The sequence below is a fragment of the Gemmatimonadota bacterium genome, assembly GCA_026706345.1.
GTDB lineage: Bacteria > JAAXHH01 > JAAXHH01 > JAAXHH01 > JAAXHH01 > JAAXHH01.
The window spans coordinates 405-19,241 of record JAPOYX010000011.1 but is presented as its reverse complement, the minus strand read 5'-3'; the positions used below and the strand labels follow the sequence as shown (position 1 = coordinate 19,241).

General features: G+C 61.5%; 18 protein-coding genes and 1 pseudogene. 17 read left to right on the top strand and 2 right to left on the bottom strand.

The features are described 5' to 3' along the window. Window positions 1-22: 22 nt before the first annotated feature. Together OXG98_00725 and OXG98_00720 are read left to right on the top strand one after the other, a co-directional pair. Entirely contained in the window at window positions 23-670 is a 648-nt protein-coding gene (locus OXG98_00725; GenBank protein MCY3770536.1) for a site-2 protease family protein, read from the top strand. A gap of 18 nt (window positions 671-688) precedes the next feature. Next, the gene (locus OXG98_00720; GenBank protein ID MCY3770535.1) at window positions 689-1,702 is read left to right on the top strand and encodes a dipeptide epimerase; all 1,014 of its coding nucleotides are present in this window, start codon (window positions 689-691) and stop codon (window positions 1,700-1,702) included. A 95-nt stretch (window positions 1,703-1,797) separates the two neighbouring features. On the opposite strand, the gene OXG98_00715 is transcribed toward OXG98_00720, so the two are convergent. Further along, window positions 1,798-1,947, bottom strand: a complete 150-nt coding sequence (locus OXG98_00715) for a hypothetical protein (protein ID MCY3770534.1) — start codon at window positions 1,945-1,947, stop codon at window positions 1,798-1,800. Window positions 1,948-2,539: 592 nt separating this feature from the next. Here OXG98_00715 and OXG98_00710 point away from each other — a divergent pair. Continuing rightward, window positions 2,540-2,779, top strand: a pseudogene (locus OXG98_00710) (hypothetical protein). 9 nt (window positions 2,780-2,788) lie between these two features. Beyond that, window positions 2,789-3,847, top strand: coding sequence for a hypothetical protein (locus tag OXG98_00705; GenBank protein MCY3770533.1), 1,059 nt, complete (start codon window positions 2,789-2,791; stop codon window positions 3,845-3,847). Between the two features lie 175 nt (window positions 3,848-4,022). Here the strand turns inward: OXG98_00705 and OXG98_00700 are convergent, their stop codons facing one another. Continuing rightward, the gene (locus OXG98_00700) at window positions 4,023-4,763 is read right to left on the bottom strand and encodes a UDP-2,3-diacylglucosamine diphosphatase (GenBank protein ID MCY3770532.1); all 741 of its coding nucleotides are present in this window, start codon (window positions 4,761-4,763) and stop codon (window positions 4,023-4,025) included. Window positions 4,764-4,964: 201 nt separating this feature from the next. On the opposite strand from OXG98_00700, the gene OXG98_00695 reads away from it, so the two are divergent. The 13 genes from OXG98_00695 to OXG98_00635 form a co-directional block, all read left to right on the top strand. Beyond that, the gene (locus OXG98_00695; protein MCY3770531.1) at window positions 4,965-5,360 is read left to right on the top strand and encodes a BlaI/MecI/CopY family transcriptional regulator; all 396 of its coding nucleotides are present in this window, start codon (window positions 4,965-4,967) and stop codon (window positions 5,358-5,360) included. Then, window positions 5,353-7,359, top strand: a complete 2,007-nt coding sequence (locus OXG98_00690) for a M56 family metallopeptidase (protein ID MCY3770530.1) — start codon at window positions 5,353-5,355, stop codon at window positions 7,357-7,359. Before OXG98_00695 ends, OXG98_00690 begins: the two co-directional genes overlap by 8 nt. A gap of 77 nt (window positions 7,360-7,436) precedes the next feature. Next, complete coding sequence (locus tag OXG98_00685) at window positions 7,437-8,873, top strand: NTP transferase domain-containing protein (protein ID MCY3770529.1); 1,437 nt, start codon at window positions 7,437-7,439, stop codon at window positions 8,871-8,873. Window positions 8,874-8,886: 13 nt separating this feature from the next. Next, the gene (locus OXG98_00680; GenBank protein ID MCY3770528.1) at window positions 8,887-9,669 is read left to right on the top strand and encodes a class I SAM-dependent methyltransferase; all 783 of its coding nucleotides are present in this window, start codon (window positions 8,887-8,889) and stop codon (window positions 9,667-9,669) included. After that, on the top strand, window positions 9,666-11,219 hold the full coding sequence (locus OXG98_00675) for an oligosaccharide flippase family protein (protein MCY3770527.1): 1,554 nt from the start codon (window positions 9,666-9,668) through the stop codon (window positions 11,217-11,219). Before OXG98_00680 ends, OXG98_00675 begins: the two co-directional genes overlap by 4 nt. Window positions 11,220-11,280: 61 nt before the next feature. Continuing rightward, complete coding sequence (locus tag OXG98_00670) at window positions 11,281-12,567, top strand: CDP-alcohol phosphatidyltransferase family protein (GenBank protein MCY3770526.1); 1,287 nt, start codon at window positions 11,281-11,283, stop codon at window positions 12,565-12,567. Window positions 12,568-12,728: 161 nt separating this feature from the next. Beyond that, window positions 12,729-14,096 carry a TolC family protein gene (locus tag OXG98_00665; protein ID MCY3770525.1) on the top strand — a complete coding sequence of 456 codons (1,368 nt, stop codon included), beginning with the start codon at window positions 12,729-12,731 and terminating at the stop codon, window positions 14,094-14,096. Between the two features lie 21 nt (window positions 14,097-14,117). Then, window positions 14,118-14,957, top strand: coding sequence for a DUF3047 domain-containing protein (locus tag OXG98_00660; GenBank protein MCY3770524.1), 840 nt, complete (start codon window positions 14,118-14,120; stop codon window positions 14,955-14,957). Window positions 14,958-14,983: 26 nt separating this feature from the next. Further along, the gene (locus OXG98_00655; GenBank protein ID MCY3770523.1) at window positions 14,984-15,583 is read left to right on the top strand and encodes an ABC transporter substrate-binding protein; all 600 of its coding nucleotides are present in this window, start codon (window positions 14,984-14,986) and stop codon (window positions 15,581-15,583) included. Between the two features lie 82 nt (window positions 15,584-15,665). After that, the gene (locus OXG98_00650; protein ID MCY3770522.1) at window positions 15,666-16,781 is read left to right on the top strand and encodes an alkaline phosphatase family protein; all 1,116 of its coding nucleotides are present in this window, start codon (window positions 15,666-15,668) and stop codon (window positions 16,779-16,781) included. Continuing rightward, window positions 16,694-17,116, top strand: coding sequence for a hypothetical protein (locus OXG98_00645; protein ID MCY3770521.1), 423 nt, complete (start codon window positions 16,694-16,696; stop codon window positions 17,114-17,116). The genes OXG98_00650 and OXG98_00645 overlap by 88 nt, the downstream gene beginning before the upstream one ends. Before the next feature lie 63 nt (window positions 17,117-17,179). Beyond that, complete coding sequence (locus OXG98_00640; protein ID MCY3770520.1) at window positions 17,180-18,292, top strand: radical SAM protein; 1,113 nt, start codon at window positions 17,180-17,182, stop codon at window positions 18,290-18,292. A 269-nt stretch (window positions 18,293-18,561) separates the two neighbouring features. Continuing rightward, on the top strand, window positions 18,562-18,837 hold a 276-nt coding region (locus OXG98_00635), incomplete at its 3' end, for a hypothetical protein (GenBank protein ID MCY3770519.1).

Sequence of the window (18,837 nt, the reverse complement as noted above, 5' to 3'; positions counted from 1 at the left end):
CGGTCGAAGCGAAGGAGTACGCATGTTTGATTTTACCATCCTGTTTATCGCCATGCCCGCGATCCTCTTCGCCCTGACCTTTCACGAATACGCCCATGCCTGGGCGGCGTGGAAACTGGGCGATCCCACGGCGCGCAGCATGGGGCGGCTGTCGCTTAACCCCCTGGTGCATCTGGACCCGGCCGGTACCATCATGCTGATCATTACGGTTATGAGCGGATTCGGCATCGGCTGGGCGAAACCCGTACCGGTGGATCCCCGCTACCTGCGCAATCCCCGGAAGGACATGCTCTGGATCGCCCTGGCCGGACCGGTGTCCAATATCATCCTCGCCTTCATCCTGGTGGGGGTCTTCACCCATTTTCCGTCGGACGGCGCCCTGACCGATACGCTGCGCCAGATGATCCGGTACGGCATCATCATCAACCTGGCGCTGGCATTTTTCAACATGCTGCCGATCCCTCCGCTGGACGGATCGCGGGTGCTCAAAGGACTGCTGCCCCCGGCGCAGGCGCAACGGTACGGCCAGCTGGAGATGTACGGCCCCATCCTGCTGATCGGGTTGATCATCTCGGACCAGATGCTCAGGCTGGGCATCATCCGGACCTGGATCCTGATTCCGATGCAGATCTGCCTGGATCTCATGACCAATCTCTTCACGAGTCTCTAGACGAAGGTTCCCGCCGCAATGCGTTTCAGCACCGAGACGATCCGCCTGGACCTCATCCATCCCTTTCGTATCGCCCGCGAGGTCAGCGCCCACAAGAAAAACGTGCTCGTACGCATCTCCGGCGGCGGGCAGACCGGCATAGGCGAAGCCGCGCCTTCCCGCTTCTATGGCGAATCCGCCGGGTCGGTGCTGGGTGCGCTCGAGGAGGCGCCGGTACTGCTGGGCGGCGATCCCTTCGAACTGGAGGCCACGATGGGCCGCCTCGTGTCGCGGATTCCGGGCAATCCCGCGGCGTGCGCGGCGGTGGATATCGCACTCCACGACCTCGCCGCGCAGCGGCTTGACGTACCCCTCTACAAATGGCTTGGCCTCGATCCCGGAAAAACGCCCGTTACTTCCTTCACCATCGGTATCGACGAACCGGAAACGGTGCGCCGGAAGGTTGGCGAAGCCGCCGGATACCCCGCATTGAAAGTCAAGCTCGGATCGGAAAGGGACCTCGATATAATGCGGGCGATCCGGAGCGAAACGGATGCGCGAATCCGGATCGACGCCAACGCGGGGTGGACGGTGGATCAGGCCGTGGAAATGGTGAAGTGCCTTGAAGAGTTCGACGTGGAACTCGTGGAGCAACCCCTTCCCCCGGGTTCGCCGGGAGACTGGCGCAGGGTGCGCGAGGCGGCGCCTATGCCGATCATCGCCGATGAAAGCGTGCTGGTCTCTACCGATGTTCCGGCCATGGCCGGTCTCGTGGACGGCGTCAACGTCAAGCTGATGAAGTGCGGCGGTATCCGCGAGGCGCTGCGTCTCATCCATACGGCGCGGGCCCACGGGATGCGGGTCATGATCGGATGCATGATCGAAACATCCGTCGCCATCACCGCGGCGGCCCACCTGTCCCCCCTGGCGGATTATGCCGACCTGGACGGCAACCTGTTGATTTCCAACGATCCTTTCAGCGGGGCGGCCGTGTGCCGGGGCCGCCTGGTTCTGCCGGAGAGACCGGGAATCGGGGTAGCGCCCAGGTCATAGGTTCCGGGCGTCCGCTACAGACCCGGCGCACCCGCGACCGGGTCGCAACCCGACGCAGACGCTCACGCTCACGCTCACGTCATTCAGGTCTTCTCCTAGCGGCGGTTTTCCGTCTTCTTCATGGCGTGCAGTATCTCCCTTACAAGGATACGCAAGTCTCTCACCTCGTGTTCCAACCTGACGACGAGTGCCAGCAGCTTCTCCTGGTTTTTCTCGAGCACCCTGAAGTGATGGTCTTTATTCATATCTGGTGGTGGGTAGCTGCTTCCGGTGGACTGAATGCATCCTTTACAGGGTGGCCCACGGCCGGGCAGACCGGGAAGCACCGTGCACGGCGCGAAGAACAGTGAAACATAGATAACTTAAGTAAATTAAAATACGTATGTAGCATAATATCCTGCCTGAATCTTTCCCCGCGACCTCCCGCTGTTACGCACAATACAATACCCCGCACGGCGCGCCGCGTCTATCTCGCGTCCCGGGAGACTTCCTCCTGTTCCTCGTGAACCCGGGTCTGGGCAATAGTAATAGTCCGGGTTAAATACAAGATATCGGCCAGATGAAATCAAGCATGAAACAATTAAAATAAGAGAAATCTTTGATTAATTAAACTATAACAAATGTGTGTCTGAATGATTCGATTCGGTTGGTACCGGGATTCACGCAATCTCGACAGCGGGCAAGTGTCCGTTCCTCACAACGCACGGGATAGGAAGGGAGGCCGTATAGATCCGTGCCTTTTACGCGGCGACATTTACAGAAAAAGAGACATTCGATAAACGGGAGACAACAATGCACTACCTCATAGTAATGATGATTGCGTTCGCGTTATCCATGACGGGATGCGAAGGTAAGACAGGCCCGGCCGGTCCTCCGGGTCCTCAGGGCGAGACCGGGCCGCAGGGTCCTGTGGGTCCTGCCGGTCCACCTGGTCCGCGGGGACCCGCCGGTCCTCCGGGTCCCAAGGGCGACCGGGGTGAACCGGGCCCGCAGGGTCCCAGGGGCGATCGGGGTGAACCGGGCCCGCAGGGTCCCAGGGGCGATCGGGGTGAACCGGGTCCACCCGGTCCTCCGGGTCAGGGTATCGTGGATTACATTATTGAGAGCGAAGCGCTGACCGGCATTCATCACATCAAGCTTACCCAGGATGGCGATGACATGATGGCCGCTGTGTTTGACGCGCCTGATTACGACCCCAGGATTGATGAGAACGGAAATGAAGTGAATTCGCTGGATCTGACCATGGCCGTGGGCGGAATGACCATGATCGTCGCGAAGGCCGTCGCACAGAACGGTACGTTCCTGAAAACCGTTGGTTTCGACTGGGAGTCCGATTCTGACGCTGTCCTGGTCGATGGAGGTATGATCGAAGCCGTGCGGCCGGCCACTGGCGCCAGGATTACCATCAGGGTCGTGGGCAGAGGCGTGGAGATCAGGTTGACGGTCAAAGTGCTCGAAGTTATAAGACGGATCGAGTTTGCTCCAGACCAAGCGGAATCCTATGTTCTGCCGGTCGGCGGCGAGATCGAGTTGATGACACCGGTCGCCTATAACAAGGAAGAGGGCGGGGAAGCCATTGAAGGCGCCGAAGCGCTAATTGCCTGGGTGAGTTCCGAGCCAGGAGTAGTCAGTGTGAACGGCAACACGATTACGGCGAAACGCGAAGGAGAGGCCGAGATCACGGCCCGGGGTCAGGGCGTCGCGTCCAAGTCCGGGATCAGAGTCACCGTCGCCGAGGGTACCGGTGTCATCACGCACGTGATGAATCCTTACCCCTCCACACCGTCCGACCGTACCAGGACCCTGACGCTTGCAGATCCCGATGCGGATCCTCCGGTGAACCGAGCGGTCGAACCCGATCAGCATATCGTGTTGCGAATCCGGGTGCGGGAGGTAGGTCCCGATGGCAGGACAACCAACAATAACGATCCTTTGACGGCGACGGTCCGAAGCCAGAGCCCGGAGGTTATCGCCATTCCCGAAGACGCTGCTCCGGCTGCGATAGACGGCGCTGAAGGGACAATAACCATCGAGACCGGCGACACCTGGATTGTAGGTCATGGGACGGCGTACCTGGTGGTTTCGATTCCTGGTGCAAAGGACTTGCCTCTGGCACCGATCATCATCAACAAGCCCTCGTCCTAATCTTTCACACCGTTCGGAACAACCCCGGTCCGTAGTCGGGGGTAACGGCAAGGCCCCGGTGCAGGAACGCGCCGGGGCTTCATTCTTCGGAATGCTTGCAGGTAGCCTGGAGTGACAGGGTCAATCGCGATTGCACCCGGGTACCGCCCCCGCTTTCCAGTTATCTCGTCCCGTACTACCTCCCCGCGGCCCCGTGCTTCTCCAGGGTCATCTCCCCGTCGCGCAACACGCCATAGGTATCGTGCCGGAGCCAGTCCCCGAGGTTGATATACACCTTGTCCCCCTTATGCTGCAGCGTCGGGTAGTGGTTGTGCCCGAAGACCACTGCGTCGTAGCCCTGGTCGAGCAGTGAGAAGGCCAGGTCCCGGTAGGCTTCCCGCGGGTCCCACGCCGTGGGTGTGCCGTGGCGCCTGCTCAACCGCGATACCAGGCGGCCGATCCTGAAACCGCAGTCCGGATGAATCAGCTGAAACAGGCGGATGCTGAAAGCGCTGTGCATGATCTTCGCAAGCAGGCGGTATCCAAGGTCCCTGGATATGAGCCCGTGGCCGTGGGCGATATAGATCTTCCGGCCGTGGTGAGTGACGGTCAGCGGTCCGTCGGCCGTTTCCACACCGACCTGCTCGTTCAGGAACGTACCCAGCCAGAAATCGTGATTGCCGGCAAGGTAGATTACCCGGACCCCGCTCTCGACCAGCGAACTCAGCGCGTGCAGCACCGTGTAGTGCTGGCGCGGCACGACAGTGCGGTACTCGAACCAGAAATCGAACAGATCGCCCACGATGTACAATTGCCGGGTCTTGCCCCGGAGGCTTCGCAGGAAGGTCAGCAGGCGCGCTCTTCTACCTTCCTCCGCCGCGTAATCTTCGATCCCCAGGTGGGCATCGGAAATGAAGTAGACGGGGTCTTCCATCATGGCCGGTATCAGACCTGAATTTTGTCCGGAACCGGTCGGTTTTCCCGGCGTCCGGGAGGACAACGTTTGCATTGACAATTCACGTCCAGCGCGTTAATTAAGATACATGGGGCCATATATTTAACTACTAAAAACTTAGTCATGCGTTCGCGCCGGCCACGGCTTCGGCGTGCGGACGCGGTGCACTGGACAAGGGACCGGATGGCCAGAAAGAAGCTGTCTTCGCTGACGGACCTGGAAATCGACATCATGAATGTCGTCTGGCGCCTGAGGCGGGCGACGGTGCGCCAGATCGTCGATTCGCTTCGAGACCAGCGTCCCCTGGCGTACACGACCGTTCAGACGGTCCTGTCCATACTCACCCAGAAGGGCGTAGTGCGGCATAGCCGCGAAGGTCGGGCCTTCGTATACACCGCCATCGTGAAGCCGGAAGGCGTGCGCCAGGAAGTCATAACGGCGGTCGTGGACAAATTGTTCGCCGGATCGCCGCAGTCCCTGGTGCTGCACCTGATCGAATCGGACGCGTTGACCGCGGAAGAAGCCGAAAGCCTGCGCAATCTGCTGGACCGGTTGGCCTCGGAGGCATCGGATGACTGACCCGGGCTACGCAATCACGCTCTTCGACCGGTTGGGCCGCGGGGTCGTGGACCTGTTGTGGCTGCCAAGCCTGGAAGCGTTGATCCTGGGCGTTCTGGTCTGGGCGTTGCTTTTATTGAACCCGGGCTGTCCGCCCAGGATCAGGCATTTCCTCTGGCTGCTGGTACTGGCTAAACTGATATTCTCCGTCGTGCTGCCCTGGCCGGGTCCGTTCGAGATCCCGTGGGCGCCCGTGGTACACGCCGCAGGACCCGCCCCGGGCGGTCGCTACTTCCTGGAAACCTATATCTATGCCGGTACGGGACTGGCCTGGATCGCCATTGCCGGTCTCGGAGTGATCCGAGTCGTATCCGCGGTCATCATGCTGACGCGGAGAAAGCGCAGGGCCGTTCCGGTCACCGTCCTCCGGGTACGCGCGTCGTTCGACAGTTGCCTGGCCGAATTGGGATTGAAGCGTAAGGTGGCCTTGCGGGTCTCGGACGAGTTTGAAGGACCCGCGCTGATCGCCGTGGGGCGGCCTGTCGTCGTGATCCCCTCATGGTGCATCCTGGAACTTTCCGACGCGGAACTCAGACAGGTCCTGCTTCATGAATTGGCGCACTACGCCCGGCGGGACCACCTGACGGTCGTCCTGGTACAGTTCGCCAGGATCTTCTTTTTCTTCCATCCGGCGGTCTGGTACGCTACACGCCGAATCGATATCGAAGCGGAACGGGCCTGCGACGCAGCCGTCGTCCGTGTATCCAGTCATCCGGAGCGCTACGCTTCCACCCTGCTGAAGGTTGCCGGGGGCAAGGTCCGGACGCACTGGCAGGCGGTCCTCGAACTGGCGAGGTCGGCCTCCGTGGTAGCCATACGTATCCGGGACCTGCTCGGTTCGGCGGTGAGCCAGAAGCAAAGTGCCCTCTTCTCCTTGCTGGCCGTCGGTTTCTGTACGCTGATCGCGGTTATGCCCCTGTTCCATTCCGATTTGAATGCGCCGGTCAGCCTGGGCGGCTTGGTCAGCCCGGTCAGCCCGATCGGTCCGGACGGCTCGCACGAGGCAGTCGGTCCAGTCGACCTGGTCGGCCCTGCCCGCCTGGCTGGCTCGGTCGATATGCCTGCCGCCGCGCGGACTGGCGGTATCATCGCCGGGCCGGAACCCCGCCGGATCGAGCCGGTCCCGTCCCGGCCGGAGCATGGCGCCGTGGAATCCGGCGGATTGGATTCTCCGGCCGGCTTGGTTGAGCGCAGGACGGATTCGGTCGCCCGTAATGATTTTCCCAGGATCATGGTCGATGGCCGGCCCGCGCCGCGCAGGTCCACGGCTGCCATGATGATCAGACCGAACGCCGGTTACTCAAGCGGGGCTTTCGAGCCCGTGGGACACCAGGGTATAAGCCCCGCCGCCCCCGGACCTTCCGTTGCCGCGCTCGTGCCGGATCGACCCCGGTCCGCGGGGAACAGGCTCAGGCAGGGACGTATCGAGGTGCAGGGTGTGGGCCAGACGGGTAACGCTTTGTTCGATCCGGCCACCGTCTCCCTGAGCGCCGGTTACTTCCTTACGCCCACCCACCAGTTCGGCGGCGTGTTTTCCATCCACCGGCCGGATGATACGGAGGCGTTTGACGATGCCGGGCGGTCTCCCGGCGTTTCATACACCGGCAATCTGCTTCGGGCCAGGAAACTGGCCGGTTTCGGCAGCACGTCCCTGCGCAGGGACGTGCTTGAAGTCCAGGAAGAAGAGCAGGCCGACCGGATTACCCGAATCGGGGCTTTCTATCGCTACAATCTTACCGTCCCGGGCGGATCCTTCACACCCTTCTTCGGCTGCGGCACCGGCCTGGAGATCAGACCGCAAAACCGCCACATGGCCATGGTCGACGCCGGGGTAGGGATGCGTTACTTCTGGGAACGGCACGTCGCCATGGTGGTACAGGCGGCCTACCGGAAGGAACTGGATGTCATCTCCCGTCCTCTTTACCCGGAGATGACCTTGGGCTTTTCCGCAATCTTCTAGCTCGTCTTTTCTGGCTCATCTTCTGGTTCCTTCATCCGTCCACATGACCATCTGAATCTCGACAAATGGATCAGCATATGAGCAGCGCGACTTCGGCGCTCATCATCGCCGGCGGCGCGGGCGCGCGCCTTCAAACGGTAACCGGTCCGGTGCCCAAACCGCTGTTGAAGCTCTGCGGCGTGCCTTTGATCAAGCGTATCATACTGACGGCCGGCAGGGCCGGCATAACGCGCTTCGTCATCGTAACGGGGTACGAAGCGGACCGCTTTCACGAGACTCTGTCGCATGATTCCGGCCTGGACGGCTGCCGGATCGAATGGGTGCACAACGAACGATGGCACATGCCCAACGGTGTTTCCGTCCTGGCCGCCCGGTCTCTCCTGGCCGAGCCCTTTGTCCTGCTCATGGCGGATCACCTGTTCGAGCAACGGACGCTGGAGCGACTGCTCGAAGAACCGGTCGCCGAAGGGGAGTGTCTGCTCGCCGTCGACCGGAAAATCGAAACCGTGTACGACCTGGACGACGCCACCAAGGTGGAGGTGCGTGAAGACAGGGTGGTCCGAATCGACAAGGAACTTCGGGAGTACAACGCGGTCGACACCGGCATGTTCCATTGTACGCCGGCCCTGTTCGACGCCCTCGAAGCCGTGGACGGCCCCGGGGGGTGCGCGTTGAGCGACGGCATCCGGGCGCTGGCCGGGGAAGGAAGGATGCGCGCCTTCGACATCGGCGAGGGTTTCTGGCAGGACGTCGATACGCCCGAAATGCTGGCGCACGGTGAAAAGGCCCTGATCAGGCGTCTCGTGAAGCCCACCGACGGCTGGGTTGCCCGGTATGTCAACAGGCCGGTTTCGACCCGCATCAGCCGATGGCTGGTCAAGGTGCCGGTCACCCCCAACATGGTCACCCTGGTCACGTTTCTTTCCGGCCTGCTCGGAGCCTGGTTCGTGCTGGACGGCACCTACTGGACGGTGCTGCTGGGCGCCTTTCTTTTCCAGGTTTCGTCCATTCTCGACGGATGCGACGGGGAGGTGGCCGTCCTGACCTTCCGCGAATCGAAATACGGGTCGTGGCTCGACACGATCACGGACAACCTGACCTACCTGGCGTTCTTTTCCGCCGTGGTCTGGGCTTACGCGGGCGACTCCGATGAGACCGTGGTCCGGTCTCTGGGGATAGGGTCCGTCGCCGTCGTGGCCGCGTCGATCCTCGTGATGTACTACTATCTGCTGCAGACCGGCGGGAGCGGCAGTCTCGTACGGTTCAACCGGGCCTTCGAGCGGCATGCCGTCGGCCGGCGCCGCGCCCTGGCCGCCCGGCTGCTCAACGTGTTCCGGATGATGAGTAAGAGAGACTTCTTTACCATGCTGTTGCTGTGCTTCGCCGCGCTGGGACTCCTGAACTGGATGTTCTGGACCGTTACGGCCGGCGGCCTGGTCATGGGCCTCGCCATATTCATTTCGACGGGCCGGCTGCTGGCGCGGGACCGGCCGGTTATGGATGTGAGCACATGAGCGGACAGAGCACATGAGCGGACAGAGCGGGCTGATGTACCGGGTTCGGGGTTTTTTCTCCCTCCGGATCAGAAAGGACTTCAATTTCCGCAGGGTCCAGGAAACGGTCCCGGCGTTGCGCTGGCTGAGGCCGGGCCGGGACGAGCGCATCCTCGATATCGGCTGCGGAGAGGGGACCTATGATTACCGGATCGCCTTGCGGGGTGCCCGGATTTTCGGCTTCGATCTGAACCGGGACCAGTTGCGCCGTGCCGCGGTCTGTCACAAGACGCCCTCTACGGGCTTCTTCTGCGCCGATGCCGGCGCGTTCCCCCTCCGCTCGGGCCAGTTCGACACGGTCATCAGCCTGTGTGTCTTCGAGCATCTGCCCGACGACCGGCAAACGCTGCTGGAGATGTGGCGCGTACTGCGGCCCGGAGGACGCATCCTGTTGACGCTGGACAGCCTGAGCCTCGAGGGAATCGGCAAGGCGTGGCGCGACGAGCACCGGGAACTCCACGCCGTCCGGCAGTTCTACACGTACCCGAAGGTCGGGTCTTTGCTCGAGTCGTGTGGATTCAAACTGGAAAGATACCGATACCTGCTTCGTTCCAGTCCGGACCTGGCGCTGATCCGGCTGAGTTATGCCACGGAGCGCATGCACGCGATACCGGCGGCAGTGACCCGACTGGGGCTGGTCTCGATCGGCAGGATGGTATCCGCCGCGTTTAACCTGTTCACCCGAAACCACCGGGGATGGACCCTGTTGATCGAAGCAAGCAGGATGACGTCCCGACCGGCGAGTTCCCCGTCATGACACGTACCCGAGAGAAGCCGGTTCCGGTCCGGCCCGCATCCGACGCACTGACCATCGTCCGGGGCGCGGCCGTCAATTTCATCGGAACGCTGGCGCGACTGACAAAGTCCGTTTCGTTCATCGTCCTTACGCGGTTGTTCGGGGCCGAGGTCTTCGGCCTGTACATGCTCGGGTGGACCATCGTGGACCTCGTGGCAAAGGTCGGTCAGTTCTCGCTGGACAAGGGGCTGGTCAATTTCATCCCGCGTCTGCGCGAGGACGGAAATACGGGTGCCATCCATCGGACCATCGCGCAGGCTTTGGGCGTGGGGTTGCTGCTGAGTGCCGTGACCGGCGCCGCGCTCTTTCTTGGCGCGCCCGCGCTGGCGGAAGGCCTGCTTGAGAAACCCCGGCTTACCGGCATGCTGCGGTTGCTTGCAGTCGCCCTGCCGCTGATCGCCGTGACCCACATCATCCTGGGCGTTACCCGGGCCCACAAGGTCATGAAATACGATGCCATGGTCCGGGGCGTCGTCGAGCCGCTGGTGCTGTTCGGGGCGGCCTGCGCATTGTTCTACTGGGGCTGGCGCACCTATGGCATCGCCGCGGCCCACCTGGCCGCGCTGGCCTGCGGCCTGCTGTTCGCCGTCCGCGTGTTCACCAGGTTCTATTCCTGGCGCGCATGCCTCGTCCAATTGCGCAAACTGCGTATCGTCACCCCGCTGACCCGCTTCTCGCTGCCGGTAATGGGCTACGAGCTAGTCTACATGGTCATGATCCGGCTCGACGTGCTCATGGTCGGCTACTTTCTGCCGGCGGCGCAGGTGGGCATTTACGTGATCGCAGTCGAAATCGCCTTGCTGACCAAGAAGGTCCGCCAGTGGTTCGACCCGATTTTCAGCCCCATCGTCGCCGAACTGAACCACCGGAACGACCTGCGGCGGCTGGAGCACAACCTGCGGCTGGTCACCCGGTGGGTGCTGACCATCGGCGTGGGTTTCCTCTGCGTCGTGTCGTTGATCGGCAATGAACTGCTTGGACTGTTCGGCCCCGAATTCGGCGCCGGGTTCATGGCGATGGTCGTCCTGGCCCTGAGCCAGGTCGTCTACGCCGCCATGGGTTCGGGCGATACCGTGCTCATCATGTCGGGCCGGCCCTGGCTCAACCTCGTCAACACGGTCGTGGTCGTAGCCGTGAATTTCGTTCTGAACCTGTGGCTGATTCCGAGTCTGGGCATCCTGGGCGCCGCCCTGGGAACGCTGGCGTCGTTCATGCTGCTCACGCTGATCCGCCTGTTCGAAGTATATTACCTGTTCCGGATCCATCCTCTGGCCTGGCGCCTTTTGAAGCCCTGCTCCGCCGCGGTCCTCGCCTTCGGATGCGCGTTACTGGCGGGAAGCTACGTGCCCGATGTTCCGTGGCTGCGCACGGCCGCGTTGCCCTCGATCTTCCTGGCCGTCTACCTGGGCGTTCTGAGCCTGCTGGGACTGGAAGAGGATGACCGGACCGTACTCCGGCGCCTGCGTGGGCAATGCGGCGCGCTGCCTTTTCTGAGGAAGAGGGCGGCATAAGCCGGGAAACTGAGGACGAGCGCGTGCCGCGGGTTAGTCTCGAAAGAGAGTCTGAATCGTTTTGAAATTCAGCGTGGTCTTATTCGCCGATACGGACGCCACCGCGGCCGGAGCCGCGCGGCCGGTTTACGGCATTCCCTTGCTCGAACGGCACCTTAGGGTCTTTGCCTCCCTGGGAGCCCGGCGGGTTTCGGTGGTCGGACCCGCACCCGGGCGGGGATCGAGTGTCCGGATCGACGGGTTTGACGGGCGCTGGTTCCGGGAGCTTGGCGCTGTCGACTGCGTACGGACCGACGAAAGCCCAGCCCGCTGGCTGCCTGGAAAGGACGAAACGGCCCTGGTCCTGGACGCCCATCACCTGTACGATCCCCGCGTATTGCGGGACTTGATCGACGGCGGTTCGAACAGAAGGGCCGTCGATCAGGCGGTCCGGGCATCCTGCAGGCTCCTGGTGGCCGACGCGGATCTGCTTACGGAGCTCGCGGCATCATGGACCGGCTCCGAATCGCTGTGGTCGGCGCTGGACACGGCGCCGGAGTCGGCCTGTTCTGTCTACGATCTCCGCGATATGGATCCCTATATCGTGGATCTCCGCCGCAGCCTGCCCCCCTTTTGGCTGGTCCTCGATTCGGACCGGAAGGTCCAACAGGCGGAAATGCTGTTGATCGACGCCGCGCAGAAGGGTACGCTGGACTTCCCCGCGGAATTCATCCACCCGCCCCTGGAGAACGTGCTTACGAAATGGGTTTCGGCCGGTCCCGTCACGCCCAACCAGGTAACCACTCTCACCATCGTGCTCGCCTTTCTGACTACCGGTCTGCTGGCCGCGGGGCAACTGGCGTCGGGTTACCTGATCGCCGGACTGGTCATCGCCTTCATCGTCGGCGTACTGGACGGAGTCGACGGCAAGCTGGCCCGCGTGACGGTGCGATGCACCCGGTTCGGGGACCGCTACGAACACATCCTGGACGTGGTCTGGGAACTGACCTGGTACTGGGCTCTGGGGTGGATGCTCAGCGGCGGCGGAGCCCTGGTCGGCCCTTTCGTGCTGAGTACCGTGATCACCCTGTTTTATCTGCTTGACAAGACCGCGACGGGGATGTTCAAGTCCAGGCAGGGTATCGAGCTGTTCGACTGCGAACCCGTGGACCGCTTCTTTCGTCGCATCGGCGCCCGGCGAAACACCAACGTCCTCCTGCTGCTGGGAGGTACGGCGGCCGGCATGCTGGAGGAGGCGTTTACCTTCGTGGCCATCTGGACGGTGATCACGGCGGCATTTCACTGGACGCGGGCGATCTGGCTGATGTCGAAGCCCGCGGCAGCTGACGAGGAGAACCGGTCTGTTTAGGCTGTCGGCTGCCGATCTCGATCTCCGCGGGCTTAGTCAGCGGGAATTACCTGGATCAACTGGAGAACGGCGGCATTAATTATTGGATCAACTGGAGAACAGCGGCGTCTAATATACTTAAGTCAGGAAGAAATTCGACGACTATGCCAAGCGGAGGCATCGTGTTTCGTCTGCTGACCCACCTGCTGGCGACATTGCTGATTACAGGGCCTGTCATCGCGCAGGGACCGCCCCGGACCGTCCAGGCGGTCCGGATGACGCTGGAACAGTGCGTGGACCGCGCGTTGATGGTCAGTCCGGATATCGAACAGGCTGTCCTTGCCGTAGAGGGCCTGGAAGCCAGGCTGAGCGAGGCGAGATTCGCCGGTATAATGCCTCAGTTGCAGTGGACCAACATATTCGGACCGGCGCCTGGAATAAAAGGCGATACGGAACAGATCGAGACTATCCGGAGCGATCTCTCCGATCTGGGCGTTTTCTCCCGTACACACATCGAACTGGTCCAGCCGCTGTATACCTTCGGAAAACTCGGCAATGCGAAGAAGGCGGCCGGTTTCGGTCTCGAAGCGGGCGAGGCGGCCTTGGAATCGAAGAAAAGCGACGTGGTGCTACAGGTTAAGAAGCTGTTCTACGGTCTGGTGCTGGCCAGGGAGCTCAGAGAGATCATCCTGGAAAGCGAAGAGAAAGTGCGGGAAGCCAGACAGCGCGTAAACGAGATGATCGAGGAGGATTCAGAAGATGTAGGCCAGAACGACCTCCTGAAAATCGACGTCTTCGAATTCGAAGTGCAACAGAGCCGTGCGCGTGCCGAGAAGTCGATCGAAATGGGGAAGGCGGCGCTGATGGCCCTCCTCGGAATCGATCGCTCCAGCGATTTCGATATCGTCTACGTGGCCGCCGGGACCGATCCGGCAAAGCTCGAGGGACTGCACGTTTACATCGAACAGGCGAAGAGCCGGCGGCACGACATCCGGCAGCTCAGGGCGGGGGTGCTGGCGCGCCGGGCGCTGCTGAAGGTGGCCAAGAGCGACTTCTACCCCCAGATCGCCCTGGCGGGGTCGCTCCAGTGGGGTATCGCGCCCCACAGGCCGGAACTCGACAATCCGTTTCTCAGGGACGAGTTCAATTTCATTCGCGGCGGCGCGGTGATCACGTTGCGGCAGAACTTCAATTTCGGCCTGACCCGCGCCAAGTACCTGGCCCGGAAGGCGGAGTTGGAGTCTCTGGCGAGCAGGGAATCGCAGGCCTTGAACGCGATTGAACTGCAGGTGGAACAGACCTACAGGGACGTGATCGAGGCCCGGGCAAACGTAGTCAACAGCGACCGGGCGCTCCGCTCCGCCAGGGCCTGGCTGACGGCCGCGACACTGGGTTTCGACGTGACCGGGGACAGTTCGGAATTGCTGGACGCCTATACCGCGCACGCTAAAATGCAGCATGCGTACCGGCAGTCCCTGTTTGAATACCGGGTCTCGCTGGCTGAACTCGACCACGTAACGGGTAACGGAGTTTCAAATACGCAGCGCTAGCGGAAGAAACGGAGCAGGATCATGAAAAAACGACGCAAGGGGGCGGGCAGGACGCTTAGTTGGCTGGCCGGAGGCGTTCTTCTATGCTGCGCCGCGGTCATCGATCCGTCTTCCGTCCTGCGTCCCATTCCGGAGGACATGAGGCCGGCACCCGTCTCTACGTGGCCCCGGACCGGGACTGATCCGTTCACTCCGGCCGTCGCCCGGGCGGCCCCTGCGGACCATCCCCAGCGCCGTGATGATCTTCAACAGTCTATCATCATCGAAGACTTCGGTGGTTCGGACACGGGCGGCTTCCCCCTGACCTGGAAGGCCTGGCGGGGAGACGATGGACTGGCCCGCAACACGTACACGGTCCAGGAAGAAAACGGCAACCGGTATCTCCACGCAGCCGACGACGGTTCCTCCATCATCATTCGCAAGCAACTGAGAGAGTGGGACGCAAACGAATATCCGGTGCTTTCCTGGCGCTGGAGGGCGCAGGTCCTGCCCGAAGGCGGGGATGAACGTATCGGTTCCAGGAACGACAGCGCGGTTGCCGTATACGTGGTCCTGGACCAGAATTTCGTCGGCGTGCCCAAGACCCTGAAGTACGTCTGGAGCACCACACTGCCGGTGGGCACGTACCACCGGCGCGACGGCATCGGCCGTCCCCACGTGATCGTGCTCGAAAGCGGGGAGGAGAAGCTCGGCCGCTGGGTAGAGGAGTCGGTCGACGTGCATGCGGATTATGTCCGGATCTTCGGGAAGAAACCGCCCCGTAAAGCCGTGGGGATCGGTATTCTGACGGATGGCAACGCGACGGGGACGGATTCGCAGGGGGATTACGACGACTTCGTGGTTCATCGCCGCGGGTCCTGACCCGGGCGGATGGATGGAGGGAAGACATGCACTTGCTACGCCGTGAGATTCGCCGGATAGCCTGCCTGGCCGCCTGGGCGGCGGTGTCTTTGCCGGCTTTCGGGAGTTACGCGCAGGTATCCTCGCCTGTCGAGACACTGAAGCGACGGGATGCCGCGTTACGCGCCGTGGACGGGTCGACGACCGAAGCCGTCCGGGACAGCCTGGTGCGCCAGTCCGTCGTCTCGGGTTTCGATTTCGAACGGCACAGCCGGATTTCCCTCGGCAGGTACTGGCGGGAGCGGACCGCGGCCGAGCGGGAAGAATTCGTTTCGGTCCTGCGTCTATGGACGGAGAACAGGGCGCTCGAGAAGCTGCGCAAGCGATCGGACAATACGACGTATGACGGAGAGGAAACGCGGGGCAGCCGGTCGCTGGTGAGAACCACGGTATGGTACAAGGGCACCAAAACGCTCGTCGACTACAAGATGGAGCTTAAGCAGGGAGAGTGGCTCATCTATGACATGGTGATAGACGGGGCGAGCGTGGCGCTGGCCAACCGGGACGCCTTTTACAAGAAGATCAGGCAGTCCTCTTACGAGGAACTCCTCAGCACCCTCCGTGCGAAAACCCTTGAAACTGAATGAGAAACCATGTATATTCTGCAGCCTGTATAGCAGGATTCGATCGTTTTTCATAAGACCATGTCCTAAGTTTTTAGGAGACAGCATGGCGAGAACGCCGTTCAAGCGGTGTGTCTTCTTCCTGGTCGACGGCGCCCGCGCGGATGTGATGGAAGATTTCATCGAGGCGGGCGAGTTTCCGAACCTGCGGCGATTCGTGCTCGACCGGGGAGACTACCGGAAGACGGTGACTTCCTTCCCGTCCACGACCGGCCCGGCCCATGTCCCCTTTCTTACGGGTTGTACGCCCGGTTCATCCAATCTTCCCGGCATTCGCTGGTTTGACCGGTCCAGGTCCCATGGGTTCACCCATTTCAACCAGTCGCGCAGTTACGTGGGCCCGGGCGGGTTGTATATGGACAGGGACCTCAGGGAGGATATCCGCACCATATTCGAATACTTCGAACAGCCCGCCGGAGTCTTCAGTTTTCTGAACCGAGGCCTGGATGTTTTCGCGAACCAGACGCTGCTGGTCAAGAACTGGTACTGGCTCTATGCCCATTACTCCGGCCGCTGGCAGGCCGTGGACGACGCGGCGTGGCGTTACGTGGACCGTGCGATCGACCGGGAGGCGGATTTCCTGTCGGTCGTGTTCCCCGCGGTGGACGAGTATTCGCATTACACCGATCCTTTTTCGGACGAGACCCTGGATGCGTACCGCGCGTTCGACCGGGGGCTCGGCAGACTGGCGGAACGGCTCAGCCGTAAAGGCAGGCTGGACGACACGCTGTTCGTGGTCTCCAGCGACCATGGCCTGACCACCACCCACACGCACTTCGAACTCTGGTCGTTTCTGGACGAACTGGGGTTCAACACGCTGTATTATCCGAAGATCCTGCGTAAAGGATGCAACGCGGCCTCGATGGTGTCCGGCAATGGAATGGCCCATATCTACCTCAAGAAGGGCGATACGTGGGCGGAGCGGCCTTCCTGTGACGAGATCCGTTCCATGGGGGATACGGACCTGGTCGAAGCCCTGCTCTCACAGGAAGCGATCGACCTGGTGGCGGTCAGAACCCACGACTGGCGGTCAGAACCCACGACCAGGGGGTTGTCGTATGGGGACGCCGGGGAATGGCCGAGATCCGGGAGACGCGGAACGGCCTGTCCTACCGGGTGCGCGAGGGTGAGGATCCCTTCGGCTACGACGACATGCCGGTAGAGATGTCCCAGGAAGAGGCGCTTTCCGCCACGTTCGACACGGACTATCCGGACGCGCCATACCAACTCCTGAAGGTCATTGGGTCGGCCCGGTCGGGTGACGTGATCGTCAGCGCCCGAAAGGGATACGATCTGAGGATCCGGCACGAGCATCCCGAACACAGGGCGTCCCATGGTTCGCTCCATCGCGAACACATGCACGTCCCGTTGTTCATGAATGCGCAGATTTCGGCAGACTACGTACGCACCGTGGACCTGTTTCCCTCCATGTTGAGTCTCACGGGGCATTCGGTCGAAGGCGAGATAGACGGTACCGATTTCGTCGCCGCCGCCTGAGGTACGGCATAGCACCTGTTTCGTCGCCGCCGCCTGAATGCGGCGATGAAGGAGTAGCAGTCCATGTCCGAACAGATCCAGGTCGCTCCGACGGTGGAAAGCTATCCGCCGCCTCCCGCGCCGCCCGTATTGCAGCCGGATGCCGGCTATCTCGGGTACGACCGGGCCTTGTTGCGTCCCATGTCCCCCGTCAGGAAGCTTCGTTCCGTGCTCAAGTACCTCTGGGTGCGGCTGAAGGGCGGACCGATGGCGGTGAACATGGAGGTGACGTACCTCTGCAACGCCACCTGCGATTTCTGTGACTACTGGAAAACGAAGCGTTCGGGCAAGCTGGGCGACTACGATTACGTGGACGCGCTCAGGAAGTTGAACCCCTTGACGGTCACGCTGACTGGCGGGGAACCGACGATCAACAAGCAGTTGCCCGAGGCGGTCAGGCGCATCAAGGAGTCCCTGGGTTTCATCTATATCGGCATGGTCACCCACGGATCTCTCCTGACCGTGGAAAAAGCCATGGCGCTGTGGGAAGCCGGCATGGACCACATCTCGATTTCGTTGAACTACATCGGCCGCGAACATGACGAGGAACGGGGGATCGCGGGCCTGTACGAGCATATCTCCACGCTCGTGCCCCAGTTGACGGCCCGGGGAATCAACGTGATCTTCAACACCGTAATCATGCGCGACAACCTGGACCACGTCGTCCCCATAGCGCATCTGGCGCGAACCATGGGCGCTAAGGTCTCCTACAGCTGCTACAGCGACTTCAAGAACGGGAACGAAACCCACCTGGTGGATACCGGTCACGCCGAACGGCTGGAATCCGTGATCGAGGATCTGATCTACCAGAAGTCCCGTCTGGGCAACATCGTCAATTCCGACTGGTACCTGCGCCGCATCCCCGCCTATTTCCAGAATTCCCTCCCACGGACCTGCACGGCGGCGGGCAAGTGGCTGGTGCAGCTGACCCCCGACGGCGACGTAAAGCCCTGCGCGGAACTGCCCGTACAGTCCGGATACGCCGACTACAAACCGGTTTCCCGCAAGATCGACTGCAACCGGTGCTGGTACAGTTGCCGGGGCGAAACGGAAGCGTCGCTGAGGTTCGACCGGGTATGGGAAGGCCTGGGAAGAGTATGGGAAGGCCTGGGCCTGTCCCCGGGGAAAAGAGCCTGAAGCACTCCGTAGTTACTCATCCGCTCTTCCGGCAGACCTGAACGTCCTCGCGATGTACCGGATATTCCGGTCCTCAGGGTCCATGTATCTGCATTGCGACCCGACTAAGTCCACACCACCCGAAAACCACTCATAGTACGCAGCTATCGCTCGCATCATCCTGCGGCGCGCGGTCCATCGTTGCGTTTAAAACAAAATGCGCGACCGGTGCGAGAAATCGTTCTCGGCCGCGACTAATACGACATAGGATTCAATGACGAGAACCGGGCGTGAGGTCATATGCCCTGTTCTCCGTTACTCAGGCTTTGGACCGGGTGAATCTGGGGAAATGGATCAGGGATGAAATGACTGAATACACTGACAGAGTTGCCAAGGCAGACCACTCAAACCAGAAACCTCAAGGCGGTTACGATCAGTGGCTGATGGACCAACTCATTGTCATTGGGGAGAGAATCGCATCGTTGGAATCCGAACTCAAACACCACGCGACAAAAACCGACATTTCAAACGCCAAGATATGGTTCATAACCACTTCAATCGGTGCG